Below are 16,549 nucleotides of genomic sequence, written 5' to 3' on the forward strand. Positions count from 1 at the left end.
GACCCAGATTGTATGGCTTTGACAGCTACGTCGCCGTCGGCGACAGCTTCACCGAAGGGCTGAACGACGAGCTTCCGGACGGCAGTTTCCGGGGCTTCGCCGATCGGCTGGCCGAGATTCTGGCTGGGGGCCGGAGTGACTTCCGTTACGCCAACACGGCGCTGCGGGGCAAGATGATCGCCGAGATCGTCGACGAGCAGATCCCGGTGGCACTGGAGTTCCAGCCGGACCTGGTGACGCTGTGCGCCGGCGGCAACGACATCGTGGTGCCCGGGGTGGACGTGGACGCGGTCGCCGCCCGCTTCGAGGAGGCCGTGGTCGCGCTGCGCTCGGCCGGGATCACCGTGGCGGTGTTCACCGGACCGGACACCAAGGTGATGTCGGTGATGAACCGGCTGCGCGGCAAGGTGGCCATCTACAACGCCCACCTGCGCGCGATCGCCGAGCGGCACGGCGCGCACCTGGTCGACCTGTGGTCCATGGAGGCGCTGCACGACCGCCGGGCGTGGAGCGACGACCGGCTGCACTTCACCCCGGAGGGCCACCGCCGGATCGCGCTGTGCACCGCCGACGTGCTCGGTGTGCCGCTCGACCAGGACTGGCGCGAGCCGTGGCCCGCCGCCACCGCACCGGACACCTGGATCTCGCTGCGGCGGTCCGATCTGGAGTGGACCAGGGTGCACCTGCTGCCGTGGATCCGCCGCCAGCTGCGCGGTGAGTCCCTCGGTGACGGGCTCACGCCGAAGCGGCCCCGGCTCGACCCGCTGCGTCCCTCGGATGGTGGATTGGTGGACTCCCAGCCCTCGCCCTGAGCCATTCGGCGGACACGGGCCTCGGGGGTCGGCTAGTGTCCGCTACCTGGAATTACTGGGGGAGGCGGTTTCGTCGTGTCCACTTGGCAGCAGCCCACCGACGCCGGCCAGTGGCTGGACGCGGTGCCGTGGGTGATCACCGACTCGCAGCTGGGGGCTGCCGGTCCGCCCGCCGGCGGGTTCGCCATGAGCCGCAGCGAGATGATCACCGTGCTGACCGAGGCCAAGCAGCTGCGGCTGCTGGTCGACAAGCAGATCATGGCGACCCAGCCGCTCAGCCGGATCACCCCGCCGGGGCGTGATCCGGCGAGCGAGCGGTACGTGGCCGCGGCGAACCTCACCGGCGTCAGCTACCTCGACCACCTGCGGTTGCAGTCGAAGTACCTCGGCGACCTGGTCGGCAAGCTGAACAAGGCGCTGGGCAACGTCGAGGAGACCGACGCGAACTCGGCCGCCGCGGCGCGGAAGGCCGGCGAGCACTGATGGGGTGGTTCCTGGGGGACGGCGGCCCGTGGGCCGGGCTCGACGAGTACCTGAAGAAGCTGGAAGAGGACGGCGCGTTCATCCCGCCGGGCGACCTGGTGCGGATGGTCCGCGAAGGCGCGGGCCCGGCCAGCCTGCAGGAAGCGCGCCAGCTGGGTCTCGAACAGCACGATGAGCAGCGCGAGCTGGAAGACGGCGCGCGGCGGCTGGTGGCCAAGCTCGAATCGGCGTGGACCGGCAGCGCCTCCGACGCCGCCCGCGCCAACATCCAGCCGCTGGCCACGGTCGCCGAGATCGCGGCGAAGACGCTGAAGACGAACTCCGAGGTCGTGCAGAACCAGGTGCACAGCTTCGAGAGCCTGAAGTCCTCGCTGCACCAGGTGTCGAACGACGTGCCGGAGAAGGGGTTCTGGGACAGCGCGACCCCGTGGGACACCGACACCGAGGACCAGATCAACCAGCGCAACCAGCAGGTCTCGGAGAACAGCGAGAAGTACTCGGCCTACGTGCAGACCAGTGACGACAACAAAGCGTCGATGGTCGCCGACTACGGCCACGTGCCCGGGTACAGCGGAAATGATTTCGAGGTCGAACCCCGCAAACCGGGTGAACCGGATGATCCCGGGCACGACGGTAAATACCGGCTTCCGGAAAAGAAAAGCGACGATTCGACGCACATCAGCGGATTCACCGGTCATCCCCAGACGGGCATTCCGCAGCCGAACATTCCCCCGCCCGTCCAGCCGCCGGTGCAACCGCCGCTTCAGCCACCGCCGAATCCGCACATTCCGGTCGGCACCACGCCGTCCGGATACCAGCCGCCCCCGTCGTCGAAGCCCTCGAAGCCTTCGTGGCCCGGCCTTCCGGGCATCGGGCCGGGCGGTGGCGGCTTCGGCCCCCGCGGTGGCGGTGCCGGTGGTGACTTCGGCGCGGGTGCCTTCGGGCCGGGCGGCGGCATCCCGTCGGCCGGTGTCGGCGGCGGTGGCTCGGGCGGCGGCGGTGGTGCCTCCGGGGCGCCCGGTGCCGGTGGCCGGGCCGGCGCGGGCCTGCCGGGCGGCGTGGGCGGTCCGGGTGCGCCGGGTGGCGCGCAGGGCGGTCCAGCCGCTCGTGGGGGCGCCGGTTCCGGCATGGGCGGCGGCGGTGGTGGTGGCGGCGGACGCGGCCAGGGCGGTGAGGACGGCGAGCACCGTCGTGCCTCCTACCTGGAGGAAGCCGATCCGGACGCGATCTTCGGCACCGACGAGCGGACGGCGCCGCCGGTGATCGGGCAGTGAGCGTGCGCGTGCCGCGGCCGATCGTGCTGCCGCTGGCGGTGTTCCGGCAGGCGTGGAAGTGGCAGGGGCTGGGGCCGCTGCACCCGGTGATCGGCATCGAGGAGCGCTGGGCCGACACCGACACCCAGCGGGACCTGGAGAACCGCATCCTCGACGGGCTCACCCGGGCGGGGCTGGCCCGCAACGGCGTGCTGAGCAGGCACTTCAAGGACGTGCTGAAGGTGCTGGCCGAGGCCGACCGCGAGTTCTACGGCTGGGTCGGGCTGGTCGACTCCGGCCGGTCGGCCGGGGTGCTGGTCGCGACCGACGAGTTCGGCAGCGCCGTGCGGGTGTTCCGCGACGACGCGCACCTGCGACTCGACCAGGCCGAGTTCGACGCCCCCGAACGCAGCCTGGTGGACTCGCTGCCGCGGGTGCCGCCCGCGCCGGTGCCGGAATTGCGCGTGCCGCGGTCGAATGCGGACGCGGTGACCGAGGTGACCAGGACCCGGCGGACCGGCGTGCACAAACTGCACGCCGCACGCCCGGACCGCGGCGGCTCGCGTCGGCGCAGTGCGCCACTGACCGTGCTGGACCTCGCCGGGCGCGGCCGGGTGATGACGTTCGTCACCGAGGGCAAGGGGGCCGAACCCCAGGTCACCTGCGCACCCGGCGCTCCGGAGGCGCTGGTACGCCACCTGCACGCGGCGGATTCCGCGCTTCGGCCGTACTGACGAAGACCGCTCGGGTTATGGTCGGGGCATGTCCGGTCGCCTGTTGCTGATCCCGTTGGCGCTGGTGGTGACCGCCGCGATGGCGCTGGTGATCACCTGGACGGACGGCGCCCGGCTGAAAGCCGAGATGACGCAGGCCACGAGCGCGCCTGCCGCGGCGCCCGCCGGGCAGCCCGCGGACGCCGCGGCGGGTGGTGAGCTGCAAGCCGAGATCGACGGCGTGCTGGCCGCGCACCCGATCACCTTCACCCCGGACACCGCGGAACTCACCCCGGAGGGTGAAAACACCGTCGGGCAGATCCGCGACCTACTGGCGAAGGCACCCGCCTCGGCCACCTTCGAAGTGGGCGGGCACGTCGCGAAGACGCCGGGGGACGAGGAGTCTGGGCTGGAGCTGTCGCGACAGCGCGCGGAGGCGGTGGCCGCACTGCTCGGTCTCGGCGACCGCATCAGCGCGAAGGGCTACGGGGACACACGACCCAAGGCGGGCGGTGGGGACGACCGCCGGGTCGAGATCACGGTCAAGTAGGGGGAGTTGGGCGATGTTGTGGTTGTTCGGCCAGATCTGGTTGTGGCTGCTGGCCGCTTTCGGGCTGGGTGTGCTGCTGACCTGGCTGGTACTGGGGGCGGTGCACCGGAAGCAGCTGGCCGCCGCGGAGGCGGCGGCTCTGCCGCCACTGGAGCCAGCCGGGCCGCCGTCGCGGGAGCCCGCTGCCCTGCCGCCGCTGGAGTCCGCCGGGTCGCCGTCGCTGGAGCCGGAGGAGCCCGTCCTGCTCACCCACTCGGCCGATGACCAGCCCACCCCCTACGACTACCCCAGCGACGACTACGACGCGCCCTACCCGGCCGGCGGCCAGGTCGGCGCGACCTACCCCGCGGACGACCACGACGAGGTCTACCCCCGCAGCGCCCACTCCAGCGGCACCGGCCTCTTCAACGCCGACCACACCTACCCCGACGATGACGACGAGGCCTACCCCGGCTCAAGCGGGCACAGCTACGCGGCCTACCCCGGTGGCCAGTACGCCGCCAACGGCTACCCCGCCGCCCACGACGGCTATCCCGACGAGGACTACCCAGCCGAGGACCACCCCGCCGCCAACCACCGCTACTCCACCGCCACCGGCTACCCCAGCGACCCGCCCGCCCCCAACGGCCACCCCGCCGACACCGCAGCCGACCACGGCCACCCCGGCAGCGCCCCGGCCGACCACAGCTACCCCGCGGCCAACGGCTACCACGGCGACGAATCCGGCTATCCGGGCGACGAACCCGCCCACGCCCCCTATCCCGGCGACGACCCCTATCCCGGCGGGCAGCCGGTCGCCAACGGCTACCACGGCGACCAACCCGGCTATCCCGGCGACGCCCCTGCCGACACCGGCTATCCCGGCAGCACCCCGGCCGACCACAGCTATCCCGCCGCCAACGGCTATCCCGGCGGGCCGTCCACCGACACCGGTTATCCCGGCAGCGCCCCGGCCGACCACGGCTACCCCGCCGCCAACGGCTATCCGGGCGACGAACCCGCCGACCCCCGCTATCCCCGCGGCCAGACCGAGAGCAACGGCTATCCCGGCGAGCCGTCCGCCGACCAGGGTTATCCGGCGGACGAGCCCTATCCCGGCGGGCAGCCGGTCGCCAACGGCTACCCGGGCGACGACGAGGACGGCCGCCACCACCGACAGCAAAGCGAGAGCCGGCACCAAGTGGACTGGCCGGTGGAGAACGCCCAACCGGCCTGGCCGACCGACGAGGACTGGCCGCCTGCGGAGCCGCGTCGGCGCGACTGGTAATTTCGGCTGTCCATTCGAGGAGGGTCGATGCCGCTGCCGCACTGGACCGCGGACGGGGTGCTCCCACCCGGCGCGCATCCGGCGGATCTGGCCGATATCTACGAGCGCCTGGTCTGCGACGCGCCCTACCAGAACGAGCGCGAGATCCTGTTCAGCGCGCTGAGCAGCTATCTCGGCGTCGTCTGCCGGGTCATCCCGTCCGGCCGCGCCTGGGTCGACGGCGGGCTCGCGCTGTGGTCCAACGAACCGCCGGGCACCGTCGACGTGGTGCTCATCCCGGACGAGTGGGGAAGCCTGAAGAAGCTCGACGGCGCCGCCCGCGCCGCGCTCTACGGCATGGTCACCCTGCGCGGCGCGATCATCGGCCAGCCCGCCATGTACCTCGATCAGGTACAACCGGTCGGCGGCCTGCTCGACGGCTACCTCTGCGTCCCCGGCCACGAAGAGGTCTGGGCGCAGACGTGGTCCTCGGTGCGCGGCCCGTACGGCCCGATCGAGGGCCTCGTCAAGGGGTACGCGGAGGTGCGCTGGTGAACAAGTTCCGCGAGCTGGCCGAGGACATCCCCGGCGGCACCTGGCTCGACGACCTCGCCCGCGCGTCGGCGATGGCGGCGCACGCGAAGTTCGAGCGGACCTCCCGGTCACCGCTGCTGCGTGTGTCGGTGCTCGGGTCGTCGCAGCAGGACGCCTACACCTTCTCCGACATCGGCCGCGCCCTGCAGGACGCGACGGCCAAGATCGGCCGGATCATCCGCGATCCGCAGAGCGAGATCACCTACGTGCAGCCGGCCGACCGCGAGAAGGCGCCGCTGATCCAGCGCGGCCAGGCGGGCAACACGTTGTTCTTCGGCTTCCCCGAGCCGGAACCCGCCGACGCGCTGATCCACGACGGCATCGAGACGCTGTCCGAGCGCGCGGTCAAGGAACTGTGCGACTTCCTGCCCGCCAACGGTTCCGACGACGGCGCGCTCGACGCAGTGCTGTTGCAGCGGGACACCGTGCGCAACGCGGTCAGCGACATCGTCGCGGCGGTCACCAAGAACGCGGGCATCGGCATGCAGCTGACCACCACGGCCGGTGAGGACGTGGCCCGCAGCATGACCACCGAGCAGGCGCGCGTGCTGCGCGGCAGCCTGCGGGAGTCGCGCGAGGAGGTCGGGTACGAGACGGTCTCCGGCCGTCTCGACGGTGTGCGCACCCGGCGGCGGATCTTCTACCTGGAGCGGGAGTCCGGCGGCACGGTCCAGGGCGCGGTGGCGCCGGACCTGCTGGACGAGATCAAGTTGAACCTGGACCGCCCGGTCACCGCGCGGCTGCGGGTCGTGCGCACCACGACCATCGACGGCCGCCGCGGCCGCCCGGTCTACGAGCTGCTCGAAATAACCCCGGAAACCAGCCTCTTCTGAGGGCGGCGCGGTGTCGAACGGGGGCGCTCCCGTTCGTAGCCAAGGTGAGAGACCCACCGACCGCACCCCGAGGAGCGCACCATGACCGCCACCTACACCTTCGACGTCTTCTCCAGCCTCGACGGCTTCGGCTCCCACAACAGCAGCGGCGACTGGGGCGGCTACTGGGGCAAGCAGGGCCCGGAGCTGCTCGGACACCGCCTCGGCTTGTACCGCGAGGAGCAGCGCATGGTCTTCGGGGCCACCACGTTCCAGTCGAACGTGCGGATGCTGGCCTCGGGCACCGAGGGTGGCGAGGTCCTCGACCCGTGGGTGACCCGGCTGCGGGACCTGCCTGCCACGGTCGTGTCGAACACCTTGGAGGGCACCTTCGACTGGCCGGACGCGACCATCGTGCGCGGCGACGCCGTCGACATCGTCACCCGGCTCAAGGAGGAGTCCGAGGTGCCGTTGCGCTCGCACGGCAGCCTGTCGCTGAACCGCACGCTGATGGCCGCCGGGCTGGTCGACCGCGTGCAGGTGACGATCTTCCCGGTGCTCACCGGGCGGACCGGGGTGGACCCGGTCTTCCGGGACGCGGCGGACTTCGACCTCGAACTGCTCGAGAGCCGCACGCTCGACGGCCACATCCAGGAACTGGTCTACCGGCCCACGCTGCACGCATGACGGCCGGCCGGCGCTCCCCCTCGGCGCGCCGGCCGGCCGGTGCACGCCGGACCCTCCCCCTGGCCGGTCCGGCGCGATGGCTCCCACGCGTCCCACCACGCCGCGGAAACCGCGGTGATCGCCGGCCCCTCGGCCCTCCCCGGCCGCCGGACGATCACCGCGTTTCGAACACTACGCGTGAGCGTCGCCGCCCTGCTAAGAGTTCACTAAGTAGATATTTCACCTGTCCGCGAGAATCTTCCGCTCACTGGATGGGGATGGTGACTTACCGCTATTCCGCCGCTGCGGCCAGTTCGTCACGGAGTTCCGCCGGCCACGGCGCCCCCGCGTCCCGGAACCGTTCTTCGGCGAGTTTGAGCTGGTCGAAGGCCTGGGACCGGTCACCGCGGGCCCGCAGCACGCGGCCCAATGCCGCCCGCGAAACGCCTTCCTGCAACACGAATCCACGACTAGTGGTCAGGTCGATTGCCTGATGCGCGCAGCGTTCCGCCTCGGCCAATTCGCCGGTGCCCAGGTACAGCTCCGCCAGGTTGTTCAGCGATACCACTGCGTAACTGTCGTCGCCGAGTTCGCGGTCGATCGCCAGCGAACCGAGCTGGTGCTCGATCGCTTCGGCGTACCGGCCGGACAGCTTTTCCGCCTCGGCGCAGTTGTTCAGCGCCTGCCCGCGCAGCGCGAGATCGCCGGTGCGCTCGGTCTCGTCGATCGCCTGCCGCAGGCGCTCGATGGCTTCGTCGTACCGTTGCGAACTGCTCAACGCCGCGCCCACGTGGATGTTCGCCGACACCAGCAGCCGCTTGTCCCCGACTTCGACGGCCAGTTCCAGCGCGTGCTCGGCGTCGGCCAGCCCGCCGCCGTCGACGCCGAAGGTGAGCGCGATGGCGCACCGCGAGATGAGCATCCAGCAGTGCGCGAGCGGGTTCCCGGACGCCTTCGCCGCCGCCAGCCCCAGTTCGACCAGGCCGGTCCACTCGTCGCGCAACGGCCGCACCACGCGGTAGGTGTGGACCACGCGCGCGAGCTGCCAGGCGTCCTCGAACCGGCCGGCGCGGTAGGCGGCTTCGCAGGTTTCCAGCAGGTTCGGCCATTCCAGCGCGAACCAGTCGAGCGCGTCGTCGAAACCGGACAGCGCGGGCGACGCCTCTTCCGGCAGTGAACTGGTGAAGTCGAGGGGGTCCACGATCCGCAGCAGCCGCCGCCGCGCCCGGTCGGCCGCCGCCCGGTAGTACCGCACCGACCGCCGCAGCACGGCCTCGCGTTCGGTGGCGGCGAGCTCCGATTCGGCGAGATCGCGCAGGTAGAGCCGGATCAGGTCGTGCGGCGCGAACACGTCACGGCCGACCTCGGTGAGCAGGTGGTACGCCGCGAGCGTGCGCAGCCGCCGTCGTGCCTCGGGGGCCGCCGTACCGCCGATCGCCGCAGCCAGGTGCGGGCCGATCGTCACCCCGGTGAACGCGCCGAGCAGCCGGAACAACGCGCCGACCGCCTCCGGCAGCCCGCGGTGGGACACGTCCAGCGCGGCCCGCACGCTCGCCTGGGCCACGTCCGCCCCGGCGACGTCCAGCGCGGTCAGCCGGGTGCGCTCGTCGGCCAGCTCCGCCACCAGGTCTTCGACAGTCCACTGTGGACTAGCAGCCAGCCGAGCGCCGGCCACGCGCAGGGCCAGTGGCAGGTACCCGCACAGCTCGGCCAGCTTGTCGTAGTCGCCAGGCCCCGCCACTTCCTCGATCAACCGCACGGCGTCGGCGGGCGGCATGGTCTCCAGCGCCCGGATGCGGGCCGCGTTGGCGACCACCAGCCCGTCCAGGCGCGCGCGGCTGGTCACCACGGCCACCGACCCGGCCGCGGGCGGCAGCAGCGGGCGCACCTGCTCGGCCGAACGCGCGTCGTCGAGCACCACGAGCACGCTCGCGTCGGACAGCAGCGAGCGGTACAGCGCGATCCGCTCGTGCGCCTTCTCCGGGAGTTCGGCGGGCCGCACGCCGAGGCCCAGCAGGAACTGGGTGGACACGTCGCCCGGCTCGAGCGGCGGGTGCGCCGGGTCGAACCCGCGCAGGGACGCGAACAGGACGCCGTCCGGGAAGTTCCCGGCGTTGCGGTGCGCCCACGAGATCGCCAGCGTGCTCTTGCCGACGCCGGGCGCCCCGGTCACCACGCCGACCACGCTGACGCCGTGGCGCGCCTGCTCGGTCAGACCGTCCAACCAGGCCAGTTCCGCTTCCCGGCCGGCGAACCGGGGGATCGCGGCGGGCAGCTGGGCCGGGGTCACGCGGACCAGCCGCGGCGGTGGTTCCTTCGACGACGCCGGATCGGTGAGGTCGTCGCGCAGGATGCGGTCGTGCAGTTCGCGCAGCTCCGCGCCCGGGTCGATGCCGAGCGTGCCGACCACGTGCCGGGCCGCGCGGCGGTACACCGCGAGCGCGTCGGCCCGGCGCCCGGCGTGGTAGAGCGCCCGCATCAGCTGGCCGATCGTGCGCTCCGCCAACGGGTTCTCGCGGACCATGGTGGTCAGCTCGGAGATCAGCTCGGCGTGCCGCCCGAGTTCGAGGTCGGCGTCCACGCGGGCGCCGTGGACCGCGAGGCGCAGGTCCTCCAATTCGGGCGCGTGCACCGAATCCGGCACACCGGACAGCACGGGACCTTTCCACAGCGCGAGCGCCTCGGCGAGCACGGACGCCCGGCGCTCGGCCCCGGCGGCGGTGGCGTACTCGAGCAGCGCCCGCGCGCGGTGGACGTCGATCTGCGACGGGTCGACGGTCAGCTGGTAGCCGGGCGGGCGGGTGTGGATCCGCGCGCCGTCACCGCCGTCGCCCTGGATGGACCGCAGCACTCGGCGCAGGTGCGAGACGTTGCCGTGCACGATGGTCCGCGCGGTCGCCGGTGGGTCGTGGCCCCAGAGCGCGTCGATGATGTCGTCCAGTGGAACGACTTTGTTGGCACGCAAGGCCAGCAGCGCCAGCAGCCCCCGGACCCCCGGCCCGCCGACGGGCACCGGCCGCGATCCCGCGAGCAGTTGCACCGGCCCGAGCAGCTGGAACCAGGCTTGCCGGGACGCGAAATCCCCTTCGCTCACTACGCCTCCCCTGCGTCGTGGACGAGCAGGGCAAGACGTTACTCGCAAACACGGCAGAAGGCGGCGTGTCTCCGATCGGCGGCAACCACCTTGGCTTGTCCGTACATCTGCCGTACAGTACGAGGCATGAGTTCCACCAAGAACGATCGCGTGGAGTTGCGCATGAGCAGCGCTGACCGGCAGTTGCTGGAAAGCGCGGCCGAGCACGTCCACGAGACGCTGTCGGATTTCACCCGCAGCGCCGCGGTGCAGCGCGCGCAGAACGTACTCGCCAGAACCGCGATCACGCTGATGCCCGCGGACCAGTTCGACGGTCTGCTGCACTCGCTGGACGTCGCCGATCCCGCACCCAAGCTGGCCGAAGTGGCTGCCCGGCCGAGGCGGTTCGAACGCAAGTGACCTTCGAGTCCCGCTTCTTGACCGAGCACCACAGTTCCGCCGAGTTCGACTGCAAGATCGCCGACCTGAACCGGTGGCTGGCCAACGAAGCACTGCGGGCACAGCGCGCGGACACCGCGCGGACCAACGTGTGGACCGAGCCCGAAAGCAAGGAGATCCGGGCCTACTACGCGATCGCGCCGACCATGGTCGCCCGGGTCGAGCTCAGCGGAGGACAAGCTTCCGGCTACAGCTCGGCCATCCCCGGCTACCTACTGGCCAAGCTGGCACTGGACCAGTCGCTGCACGGCCAAGGACTGGGCGGGGAACTCCTCTACGACGCGATCAGTCGCATCATCGGCGCCTCGCAAGCTTATGGCGGCAGGCTGATCGTGGTGGATGCCATCGACGAGAACGCGGCCGCCTTCTACACCCGGTTCGGCTTCATCCCCGTCAAGCAGACGCAGGACCGGCTGGTGATGAAGATCAGTTCCGCCCGAGCCGCTCTCGAAGTGCTCTGAAGAAACAACATCGCCCTGCACCATCAGTCCCGATCTGATGGTGCAGGGCGGTGTTGCCGACTGCCACGTGCCGGTGCGGGCAGGGCTCACCCCGAGCGAGGAGTAACCGCCGCATCACCGGCGAACCGTGACGGAGACAACGTAACAGGCTGCGAAGGGTTACTGAAGAGCCACCCCTCGCAGCCTGCCGCGAATTCAGCGCCGGACCGGCGTGAAATCGCGGGCGGCGATGAACTCCGGGCGCGGCTTTCCGGCCGCGAACGGGTCCACCACCGCGTTGTCCACGCTGTTGAACACCAGGAAGATGTTCGAGCGCGGGTACGGGGTGATGTTGTTCCCCGACCCGTGCATGATGTTCGAGTCGAACCACAGCGCCGAGCCGGCGTGCCCGGTGAACTGCTCGATGCCGTGCTCGGCGGCGAGCTTGGCGATCTCGTGCTCCGAGGGAACGCCGACCTTCTGCTCCTTGAGCGAGGACTTGTAGTTGTCCTCCGGGGTCTCACCCGCGCACTGGACGAACGTGCGCTGCGAACCCGGCATCACCATCAACCCGCCGTTGAACGGGTAGTTGTCGGTGAGCGCGATGGAGCAGCTGACCGCCCGGGGCACCGGCATGCCGTCCTCGGCGTGCCAGGTCTCGAAGTCGGAGTGCCAGTAGAACCCGTTCCCGCGGAACCCGGGCATGTAGTTGACCCGGCTCTGATGGACGTACACGTCGGACCCCAGGATCTGCCGCGCGCGGTCGAGCACGCGGGGATCCCGGACCAGCTCGGCGATCAGCTCGCTGATCTTGTGCACCTCGAAGATCGAGCGGACCTCGCCGCTGGCCTTCTCGGTCACCACCCGCTCGTCCGCCTTCAGCGCCTCGTCCCCGGACAGCCGGACGAGTTCCTGCCAGTAGGCCTGCACCTCGGCGGGGGAGAGCAGGCCCTCCACCATCGAGTAGCCCTTGGCGTCGTGCGAGGCCAGGGTGGCGGCGTCGATCGGACCGTCGGCTTCGCCGCCCCACACCGTGGGGTCCAGGCGGTCGATCGCCCCGGCCTCCCCGGCCGGGAGTCGGGTCGGGTAGGCGTCCCCGATCCGGGTGTCCATCAGAGTCAAGCTGCTCGCCTCCTCGAATCGTGCTCTTTCGCTCAGGATTCTTCGGTCACCAGCGGGTACACGCCGTTTTCGTCGTGCACCTCGCGGCCGGTGACCGGCGGGTTGAAGACGCAGACGGTCTTCATGTCGGTCTTCGGCAGCACCTGGTGCTTGTCGTGGTCGTTGAGCAGGTACAGCGACCCCGGCTTGAGCTCGTGGCGCTCGCCGGTGGCCTTGTTGACCACTTCGCCTTCGCCCTCGTAGACGAACACGGCCTCGATGTGGTTGGCGTACCAGAAGTCGTTGACCGTGCCCGCGTAGAGCGTGGTCTCGTGCACCGAGAAGCCGACCTTCTCCTTCGCCAGGATGATGCGCTTGCTGCGCCAGTTCGGCGTCTTGATGTCGGCGTCGGTGTCGGTGATCTCGTCGAGGGTGCGGACGATCAAGGTCGTGTCTCCTTCACTTTCCTACTTGGTCAGCACGGCGCGGATGGACTCGCCGATGAGCTCCAGACCCTGTTCCAGCTCGGCGTCGTTGAGGGTCAGCGGCGGCAGCAGCTTCATCACCTCACCGTCGGGCCCGGAGGTCTCCATCAGCAGACCACGCTCGAAGGCCTCCGCGCACACCGAGTTGGCCAGTTCCCCACTTTGGAATTCCAGGCCGCGTGCCAGTCCTCGGCCCTTGGCGACCAGCTTGGCCTCGGGGTAGGTCTGCACGATCTCGTCGAAGACCGACGCGATCCGCTCACCCTTGGCGCGGGTCGACCGCTCGAGCTTGTCGTCGCTCCAGTACACGCGCAGCGCTTCGGCCGCGGTGACGAACGCGGGGTTGATGCCGCGGAAGGTGCCGTTGTGCTCGCCGGGCTCCCACACGTCGAGTTCCGGCTTGATCAGCGTCAGCGCGAGCGGCAGGCCGTAGCCGCCGATCGACTTCGACAGGCAGACGATGTCCGGCTTGATGCCGGCGTCCTCGAAGCTGAAGAACGGGCCGGTGCGGCCGCAGCCCATCTGCACGTCGTCGAGGATGAGCAGGATGTTGTGGCGTTCGCACAGGTCGGACAGGCCCTTGAGCCATTCCAGCCGGGCCGCGTTGATGCCACCCTCGCCCTGCAGCGCTTCGACGATCACCGCGGCGGGCTCGTTCAGGCCGCTGCCGGAGTCCTCGAGCAGCCGCTCGAAGTACAGGAAGTCCGGGTAGGCGCCGTCGAAGTACCGGTCGTACGGCATCGGGGTGGCGTGCACCAGCGGGACGCCGGCGCCGCCGCGCTTCATCGAGTTGCCGGTCACCGACAGCGCACCCAGGGTCATGCCGTGGAAGGCGTTGGTGAAGTTGATGACCGACTCCTTGCCGGTCACCTTGCGGGCCAGCTTGAGCGCGGCTTCGACGGCGTTCGCGCCACCGGGACCGGGGAAGACCACCTTGTAGTCCAGCTCCCGCGGCAGCAGGATGTTGTCCTGCAGGGTCTGCAGGAAGTCGCGCTTGGCCACGGTGAACATGTCCAGCGCGTGGGTCACGCCGTCGCGCGCGATGTAGTCCAGCAGCGCCTGCTTGAGCGCCGGGTTGTTGTGCCCGTAGTTCAGCGCGCCGGCGCCGGCGAAGAAGTCGAGGTACTCCTTGCCGGTCTCGTCGAAGAGCTTGCTGCCCTGCGCGCGGTCGAAGACCACCGGCCAGCCGCGGCTGTAACTGCGTACCTCGGATTCGAGTTTCGAGAAGATTTCCATGTTCATCGCCAGTTCCGTCCGTCCCTGTGGAGTTTCCCCATTGGCCATGTGCGAATCACTTGCGCGCCAGCGGCCCGATTCGATAAAGGTCCTCTGGCTCGTGCGCACCGTCGTCGTCCGGGAAATCGGCGGAAGCGAACAGTTCTGCGCTTTCCAGATCCGCTTCCCAGCGCTTCGCGAAGGACTCGAAGAGCTTGATGGACGCCTGGTTGTCCGGGGTGATGGTGGTCTCGAGGTAGCGCACGCCCTGCCCGACCAGCCGGTCGAACAACGCGTCGAGCAACGCTCCGGCCAGCCCTTTTCCGCGTTGGGACGCGTCGACGGCGACCTGCCACACCAGCGCCGTCTCGGGATCGGACGGCTTGCGGTAGGCGATCACGAACCCGACCGCGGCGCCGTCGTCGCGCGCGACGACAGAGGTGTCCGCGAAATCGCGGCACCACAGCAGATAGGCGTACGCCGAGTTCAGATCAAGCTTCTGCGAATCGCGCGCGATTCGCCAGAGTTCGGCACCGTCTGCCTTGGTCGGGGATTCGATCAAGTGCTTTCCGGACATGTCGAACGAACTTAACAGAATCGCAAAGGGGCATCAGCCCGAACGGACTAGTACACCCGCGCTACCTGCGCAGACGCAGAAAACCCTGTGAGTATGGCAACAGTAACGTAGGATCGGCGGTTTCGCTGGACTATAATCCCGCAGCCTGCCGACGCCGCTTCGTGACGAAGCGGTTTCACTTTGGCCACGGTAGTGGCAGCGCTCACGAGACGCGACCCAAAGTCCACGTTTGGCCTAAGCACGTCCTGGGTACTCCGGTACTTTTCCCAGCGGGAGCAGCCTACTCGCCGACCTCGCCGTCGGCGAACTCGCGCAGCACATCGAGGTGCCCGACGTGCCGGGCGGTCTCCTGGATCAGGTGAGTCAGGACCCATCGCACGGTCCGGTCCTCACCCTCGCGGCGGACCGGGTCGTCGGCCGCCAGCCCGGCCAGCGCCTCACGCGAGATCCGCCATTCCCGCTGGTAGAGGGCCACGACCTCGGCCGGTGAGTGCTCCTTGCCAAGGCGGAACAGGTGGTCGTGGTCGGCGGTGTCGCCCCAAAGGTCCGGCAGGTCGCTCCCGCCGCCGACGATGGTCAGCCACCACCGCTCGACCGCAGTGAGGTGCCGCAGCACACCGAGCGCGTTCATCTCCGGCGACGCCGGGAACGGCGTCCCCGCGGCCTCGGCCCGGCTCAGCCCGGCGACCTTGTTGACCGCCGTCGCACGCAGGAAATCGAGGAAGCCCCAGAGCAGGGTCAGCTCGTCGTCCGCGCGGGTTTCCGGCCACGAACGAGCGACCGCGTCCGCCATTTCCTTCGAACTCGGGTTCGACACCGGGAAAAGGTATCAGGCGGAGAAGTGTTCCAATAGCAGCACCTGTGCCTCGCCGACGGCGAAGCCGAGCACCGCGCCGGTGGCGATCAGGATCCATTCGTCCTGCTGGAACGCCGGGCGGAGCAGGCCCTCGAACTCCTCCGGGCTCAGCTCCTTCATCTTCGTGATCAGCAGGTTCCGGATGTCCATCGCGTCTTCGGCGTAGTCCTCGACGTAGGTCATCGTCTCCGGCAGCCGCGCCATGATCAGCTCGGAGATCCGCAGCTTCATCGCCTGGTACCGCTTGCTGCCCACAGCCAGCACCACCAGCGGCCGCGCCAGGCTGGTGTGCTGGGCCAGTTCCGCGTCCACCTGCCGCTGGACCAGCGCGAGCACCTTGTCCGACGCGGGTCCGCGCAGCACCGCCTCGATCACGTTGTGCGGGGTGATGATCTCCCTGGCGATCAGCGCGCCGTAGGACTCCGAGACCTCGGCACGCCGCTTGAGGAACAGGCCCTGCCACTCGAACAAGCCGAGGTACCGCTTCGGCTGCTTCGGGTAGAAGATCATCTTCAGCGCCAGCCAGTCGGTGAACCAGCCGGTGAACAGGCCGAACAACGGCATGATCAACGGCACCTTGAACAGGATCCAGACCACCATCTGGACCACCCCGATGGCGCCGCCGAAGAAGATGCCGGAGCGGGCGATGAACTTGAACTCCTGGTCACCGGCTTCCTGGAAGATGCGGTTGAGCAGCCGCTTGTCCTTGACCAGGCTGGTGACCACCATGTCCTTGAGGTCGAAGACGCTGTCCACGTCCTGTGTGACCCCGTCCATCAGCGAGGCGACCATGCGCGGGGCGTCCGCCTGCACGCGGGTGATCACCAGGCGCTGCACCCGCGACGGCAGCGACTCCCACAGCCCCGGCTGGTATTCGGCGGCCACCACGCGCACGATCTCCTCGAGCCCGGCCAGCAGCGGCTCCTCGATCTCCTTGGCGATGCGCTCGGGATCCAGCCGGTTCAGCACGTCGGTCGGCTTGATCAGCTGCTGGGTCATCGTGTCGCAGGCGATGCCGGCCATCCGGGCCGCGCGCTTGGGCACCACGCCCTGCCAGCCGAAGAACGGTTTGACACCAACGAATTCCAGGGGCTGGAACATCATCCGGATGGCCACCAGCTTGGTGGTGTAGCCGATCAGCGCGGCGATCACCGGGATGGAGCAGTAGAGCGGCCAGTTGCGGGCGAAGTCCTCCACGATGCCGCTCATGGCTC

18 protein-coding genes are annotated in these 16,549 nt (G+C 69.8%); 11 read left to right on the forward strand and 7 right to left on the reverse strand.

The genetic code is table 11. The annotated features are described in order from the left end of the window. The first annotated feature begins 8 nt into the window (after positions 1-8). The 9 genes from JOM49_RS03235 (at position 9) to JOM49_RS03275 (ending at position 7,150) form a co-directional block, all read left to right on the forward strand. Positions 9-812 carry an SGNH/GDSL hydrolase family protein gene (locus JOM49_RS03235; protein ID WP_209662883.1) on the forward strand — a complete coding sequence of 268 codons (804 nt, stop codon included), beginning with the start codon at positions 9-11 and terminating at the stop codon, positions 810-812. A 75-nt stretch (positions 813-887) separates the two neighbouring features. Further along, on the forward strand, positions 888-1,295 hold the full coding sequence (locus JOM49_RS03240) for a hypothetical protein (protein WP_209662884.1): 408 nt from the start codon (positions 888-890) through the stop codon (positions 1,293-1,295). After that, positions 1,295-2,569 (forward strand): hypothetical protein, encoded by a 1,275-nt coding sequence (locus JOM49_RS03245; protein ID WP_209662885.1) that lies wholly within the window; start codon positions 1,295-1,297, stop codon positions 2,567-2,569. Before JOM49_RS03240 ends, JOM49_RS03245 begins: the two co-directional genes overlap by 1 nt. Positions 2,570-2,571: 2 nt before the next feature. Beyond that, on the forward strand, positions 2,572-3,282 hold the full coding sequence (locus JOM49_RS03250; RefSeq protein WP_209662886.1) for an ESX secretion-associated protein EspG: 711 nt from the start codon (positions 2,572-2,574) through the stop codon (positions 3,280-3,282). Positions 3,283-3,310: 28 nt separating this feature from the next. Beyond that, positions 3,311-3,811: an OmpA family protein gene (locus JOM49_RS03255; RefSeq protein ID WP_209662887.1), complete on the forward strand. Its 501-nt coding sequence runs from the start codon at positions 3,311-3,313 to the stop codon at positions 3,809-3,811. A gap of 13 nt (positions 3,812-3,824) precedes the next feature. Further along, positions 3,825-5,078 (forward strand): hypothetical protein, encoded by a 1,254-nt coding sequence (locus JOM49_RS03260; RefSeq protein WP_209662888.1) that lies wholly within the window; start codon positions 3,825-3,827, stop codon positions 5,076-5,078. 27 nt (positions 5,079-5,105) lie between these two features. Beyond that, on the forward strand, positions 5,106-5,612 hold the full coding sequence (locus tag JOM49_RS03265; RefSeq protein WP_209662889.1) for a DUF6932 family protein: 507 nt from the start codon (positions 5,106-5,108) through the stop codon (positions 5,610-5,612). Then, complete coding sequence (locus JOM49_RS03270; protein WP_209670733.1) at positions 5,606-6,484, forward strand: hypothetical protein; 879 nt, start codon at positions 5,606-5,608, stop codon at positions 6,482-6,484. Before JOM49_RS03265 ends, JOM49_RS03270 begins: the two co-directional genes overlap by 7 nt. An 81-nt stretch (positions 6,485-6,565) precedes the next feature. Then, positions 6,566-7,150: a dihydrofolate reductase family protein gene (locus JOM49_RS03275; protein WP_209662890.1), complete on the forward strand. Its 585-nt coding sequence runs from the start codon at positions 6,566-6,568 to the stop codon at positions 7,148-7,150. A gap of 271 nt (positions 7,151-7,421) precedes the next feature. Here JOM49_RS03275 and JOM49_RS03280 read toward each other — a convergent pair whose 3' ends face one another. Next, positions 7,422-10,223 (reverse strand): AfsR/SARP family transcriptional regulator, encoded by a 2,802-nt coding sequence (locus JOM49_RS03280; RefSeq protein WP_209662891.1) that lies wholly within the window; start codon positions 10,221-10,223, stop codon positions 7,422-7,424. 126 nt (positions 10,224-10,349) lie between these two features. On the opposite strand from JOM49_RS03280, the gene JOM49_RS03285 reads away from it, so the two are divergent. Continuing rightward, the gene (locus JOM49_RS03285) at positions 10,350-10,622 is read left to right on the forward strand and encodes a type II toxin-antitoxin system TacA family antitoxin (protein WP_209662892.1); all 273 of its coding nucleotides are present in this window, start codon (positions 10,350-10,352) and stop codon (positions 10,620-10,622) included. Continuing rightward, a complete protein-coding gene (locus tag JOM49_RS44005) occupies positions 10,619-11,122 on the forward strand; it encodes a GNAT family N-acetyltransferase (protein WP_209662893.1) in 504 nt (167 codons plus the stop codon). The genes JOM49_RS03285 and JOM49_RS44005 overlap by 4 nt, the downstream gene beginning before the upstream one ends. Positions 11,123-11,317: 195 nt before the next feature. Here the strand turns inward: JOM49_RS44005 and thpD are convergent, their stop codons facing one another. The 6 genes from thpD to JOM49_RS03320 form a co-directional block, all read right to left on the reverse strand. After that, the gene (thpD, locus tag JOM49_RS03295) at positions 11,318-12,214 is read right to left on the reverse strand and encodes an ectoine hydroxylase (protein WP_372443964.1); all 897 of its coding nucleotides are present in this window, start codon (positions 12,212-12,214) and stop codon (positions 11,318-11,320) included. A 41-nt stretch (positions 12,215-12,255) separates the two neighbouring features. Next, the gene (locus JOM49_RS03300; protein ID WP_209662895.1) at positions 12,256-12,648 is read right to left on the reverse strand and encodes an ectoine synthase; all 393 of its coding nucleotides are present in this window, start codon (positions 12,646-12,648) and stop codon (positions 12,256-12,258) included. A 21-nt stretch (positions 12,649-12,669) separates the two neighbouring features. Then, positions 12,670-13,923, reverse strand: coding sequence for a diaminobutyrate--2-oxoglutarate transaminase (gene ectB, locus JOM49_RS03305; RefSeq protein WP_209670735.1), 1,254 nt, complete (start codon positions 13,921-13,923; stop codon positions 12,670-12,672). A gap of 55 nt (positions 13,924-13,978) precedes the next feature. Next, complete coding sequence (ectA, locus tag JOM49_RS03310; protein ID WP_209662896.1) at positions 13,979-14,479, reverse strand: diaminobutyrate acetyltransferase; 501 nt, start codon at positions 14,477-14,479, stop codon at positions 13,979-13,981. Between the two features lie 280 nt (positions 14,480-14,759). Beyond that, positions 14,760-15,296: a DinB family protein gene (locus JOM49_RS03315; RefSeq protein WP_372443965.1), complete on the reverse strand. Its 537-nt coding sequence runs from the start codon at positions 15,294-15,296 to the stop codon at positions 14,760-14,762. A 12-nt stretch (positions 15,297-15,308) separates the two neighbouring features. Then, on the reverse strand, positions 15,309-16,544 hold the full coding sequence (locus tag JOM49_RS03320) for a DUF445 domain-containing protein (protein ID WP_209662897.1): 1,236 nt from the start codon (positions 16,542-16,544) through the stop codon (positions 15,309-15,311). Between the last annotated feature and the right edge of the window lie 5 nt (positions 16,545-16,549).

It is taken from the genome of Amycolatopsis magusensis (assembly GCF_017875555.1).
Taxonomy (GTDB): Bacteria; Actinomycetota; Actinomycetes; order Mycobacteriales; family Pseudonocardiaceae; genus Amycolatopsis; species Amycolatopsis magusensis.

What these genes read in the sequence shown, in the direction of transcription:
- JOM49_RS03275 (WP_209662890.1), top strand. Translation starts at nt 6,566, where the DNA reads ATGACCGCCACCTACACCTTCGACGTCTTCTCCAGCCTCGACGGCTTC.
- thpD (WP_372443964.1), bottom strand. Translation starts at nt 12,214, where the DNA reads ATGGACACCCGGATCGGGGACGCCTACCCGACCCGACTCCCGGCCGGG.
- ectA (WP_209662896.1), bottom strand. Translation starts at nt 14,479, where the DNA reads ATGTCCGGAAAGCACTTGATCGAATCCCCGACCAAGGCAGACGGTGCC.
- ectB (WP_209670735.1), bottom strand. Translation starts at nt 13,923, where the DNA reads ATGGAAATCTTCTCGAAACTCGAATCCGAGGTACGCAGTTACAGCCGC.
- JOM49_RS03285 (WP_209662892.1), top strand. Translation starts at nt 10,350, where the DNA reads ATGAGTTCCACCAAGAACGATCGCGTGGAGTTGCGCATGAGCAGCGCT.
- JOM49_RS03255 (WP_209662887.1), top strand. Translation starts at nt 3,311, where the DNA reads ATGTCCGGTCGCCTGTTGCTGATCCCGTTGGCGCTGGTGGTGACCGCC.
- JOM49_RS03260 (WP_209662888.1), top strand. Translation starts at nt 3,825, where the DNA reads ATGTTGTGGTTGTTCGGCCAGATCTGGTTGTGGCTGCTGGCCGCTTTC.
- JOM49_RS03245 (WP_209662885.1), top strand. Translation starts at nt 1,295, where the DNA reads ATGGGGTGGTTCCTGGGGGACGGCGGCCCGTGGGCCGGGCTCGACGAG.
- JOM49_RS03265 (WP_209662889.1), top strand. Translation starts at nt 5,106, where the DNA reads ATGCCGCTGCCGCACTGGACCGCGGACGGGGTGCTCCCACCCGGCGCG.
- JOM49_RS03320 (WP_209662897.1), bottom strand. Translation starts at nt 16,544, where the DNA reads ATGAGCGGCATCGTGGAGGACTTCGCCCGCAACTGGCCGCTCTACTGC.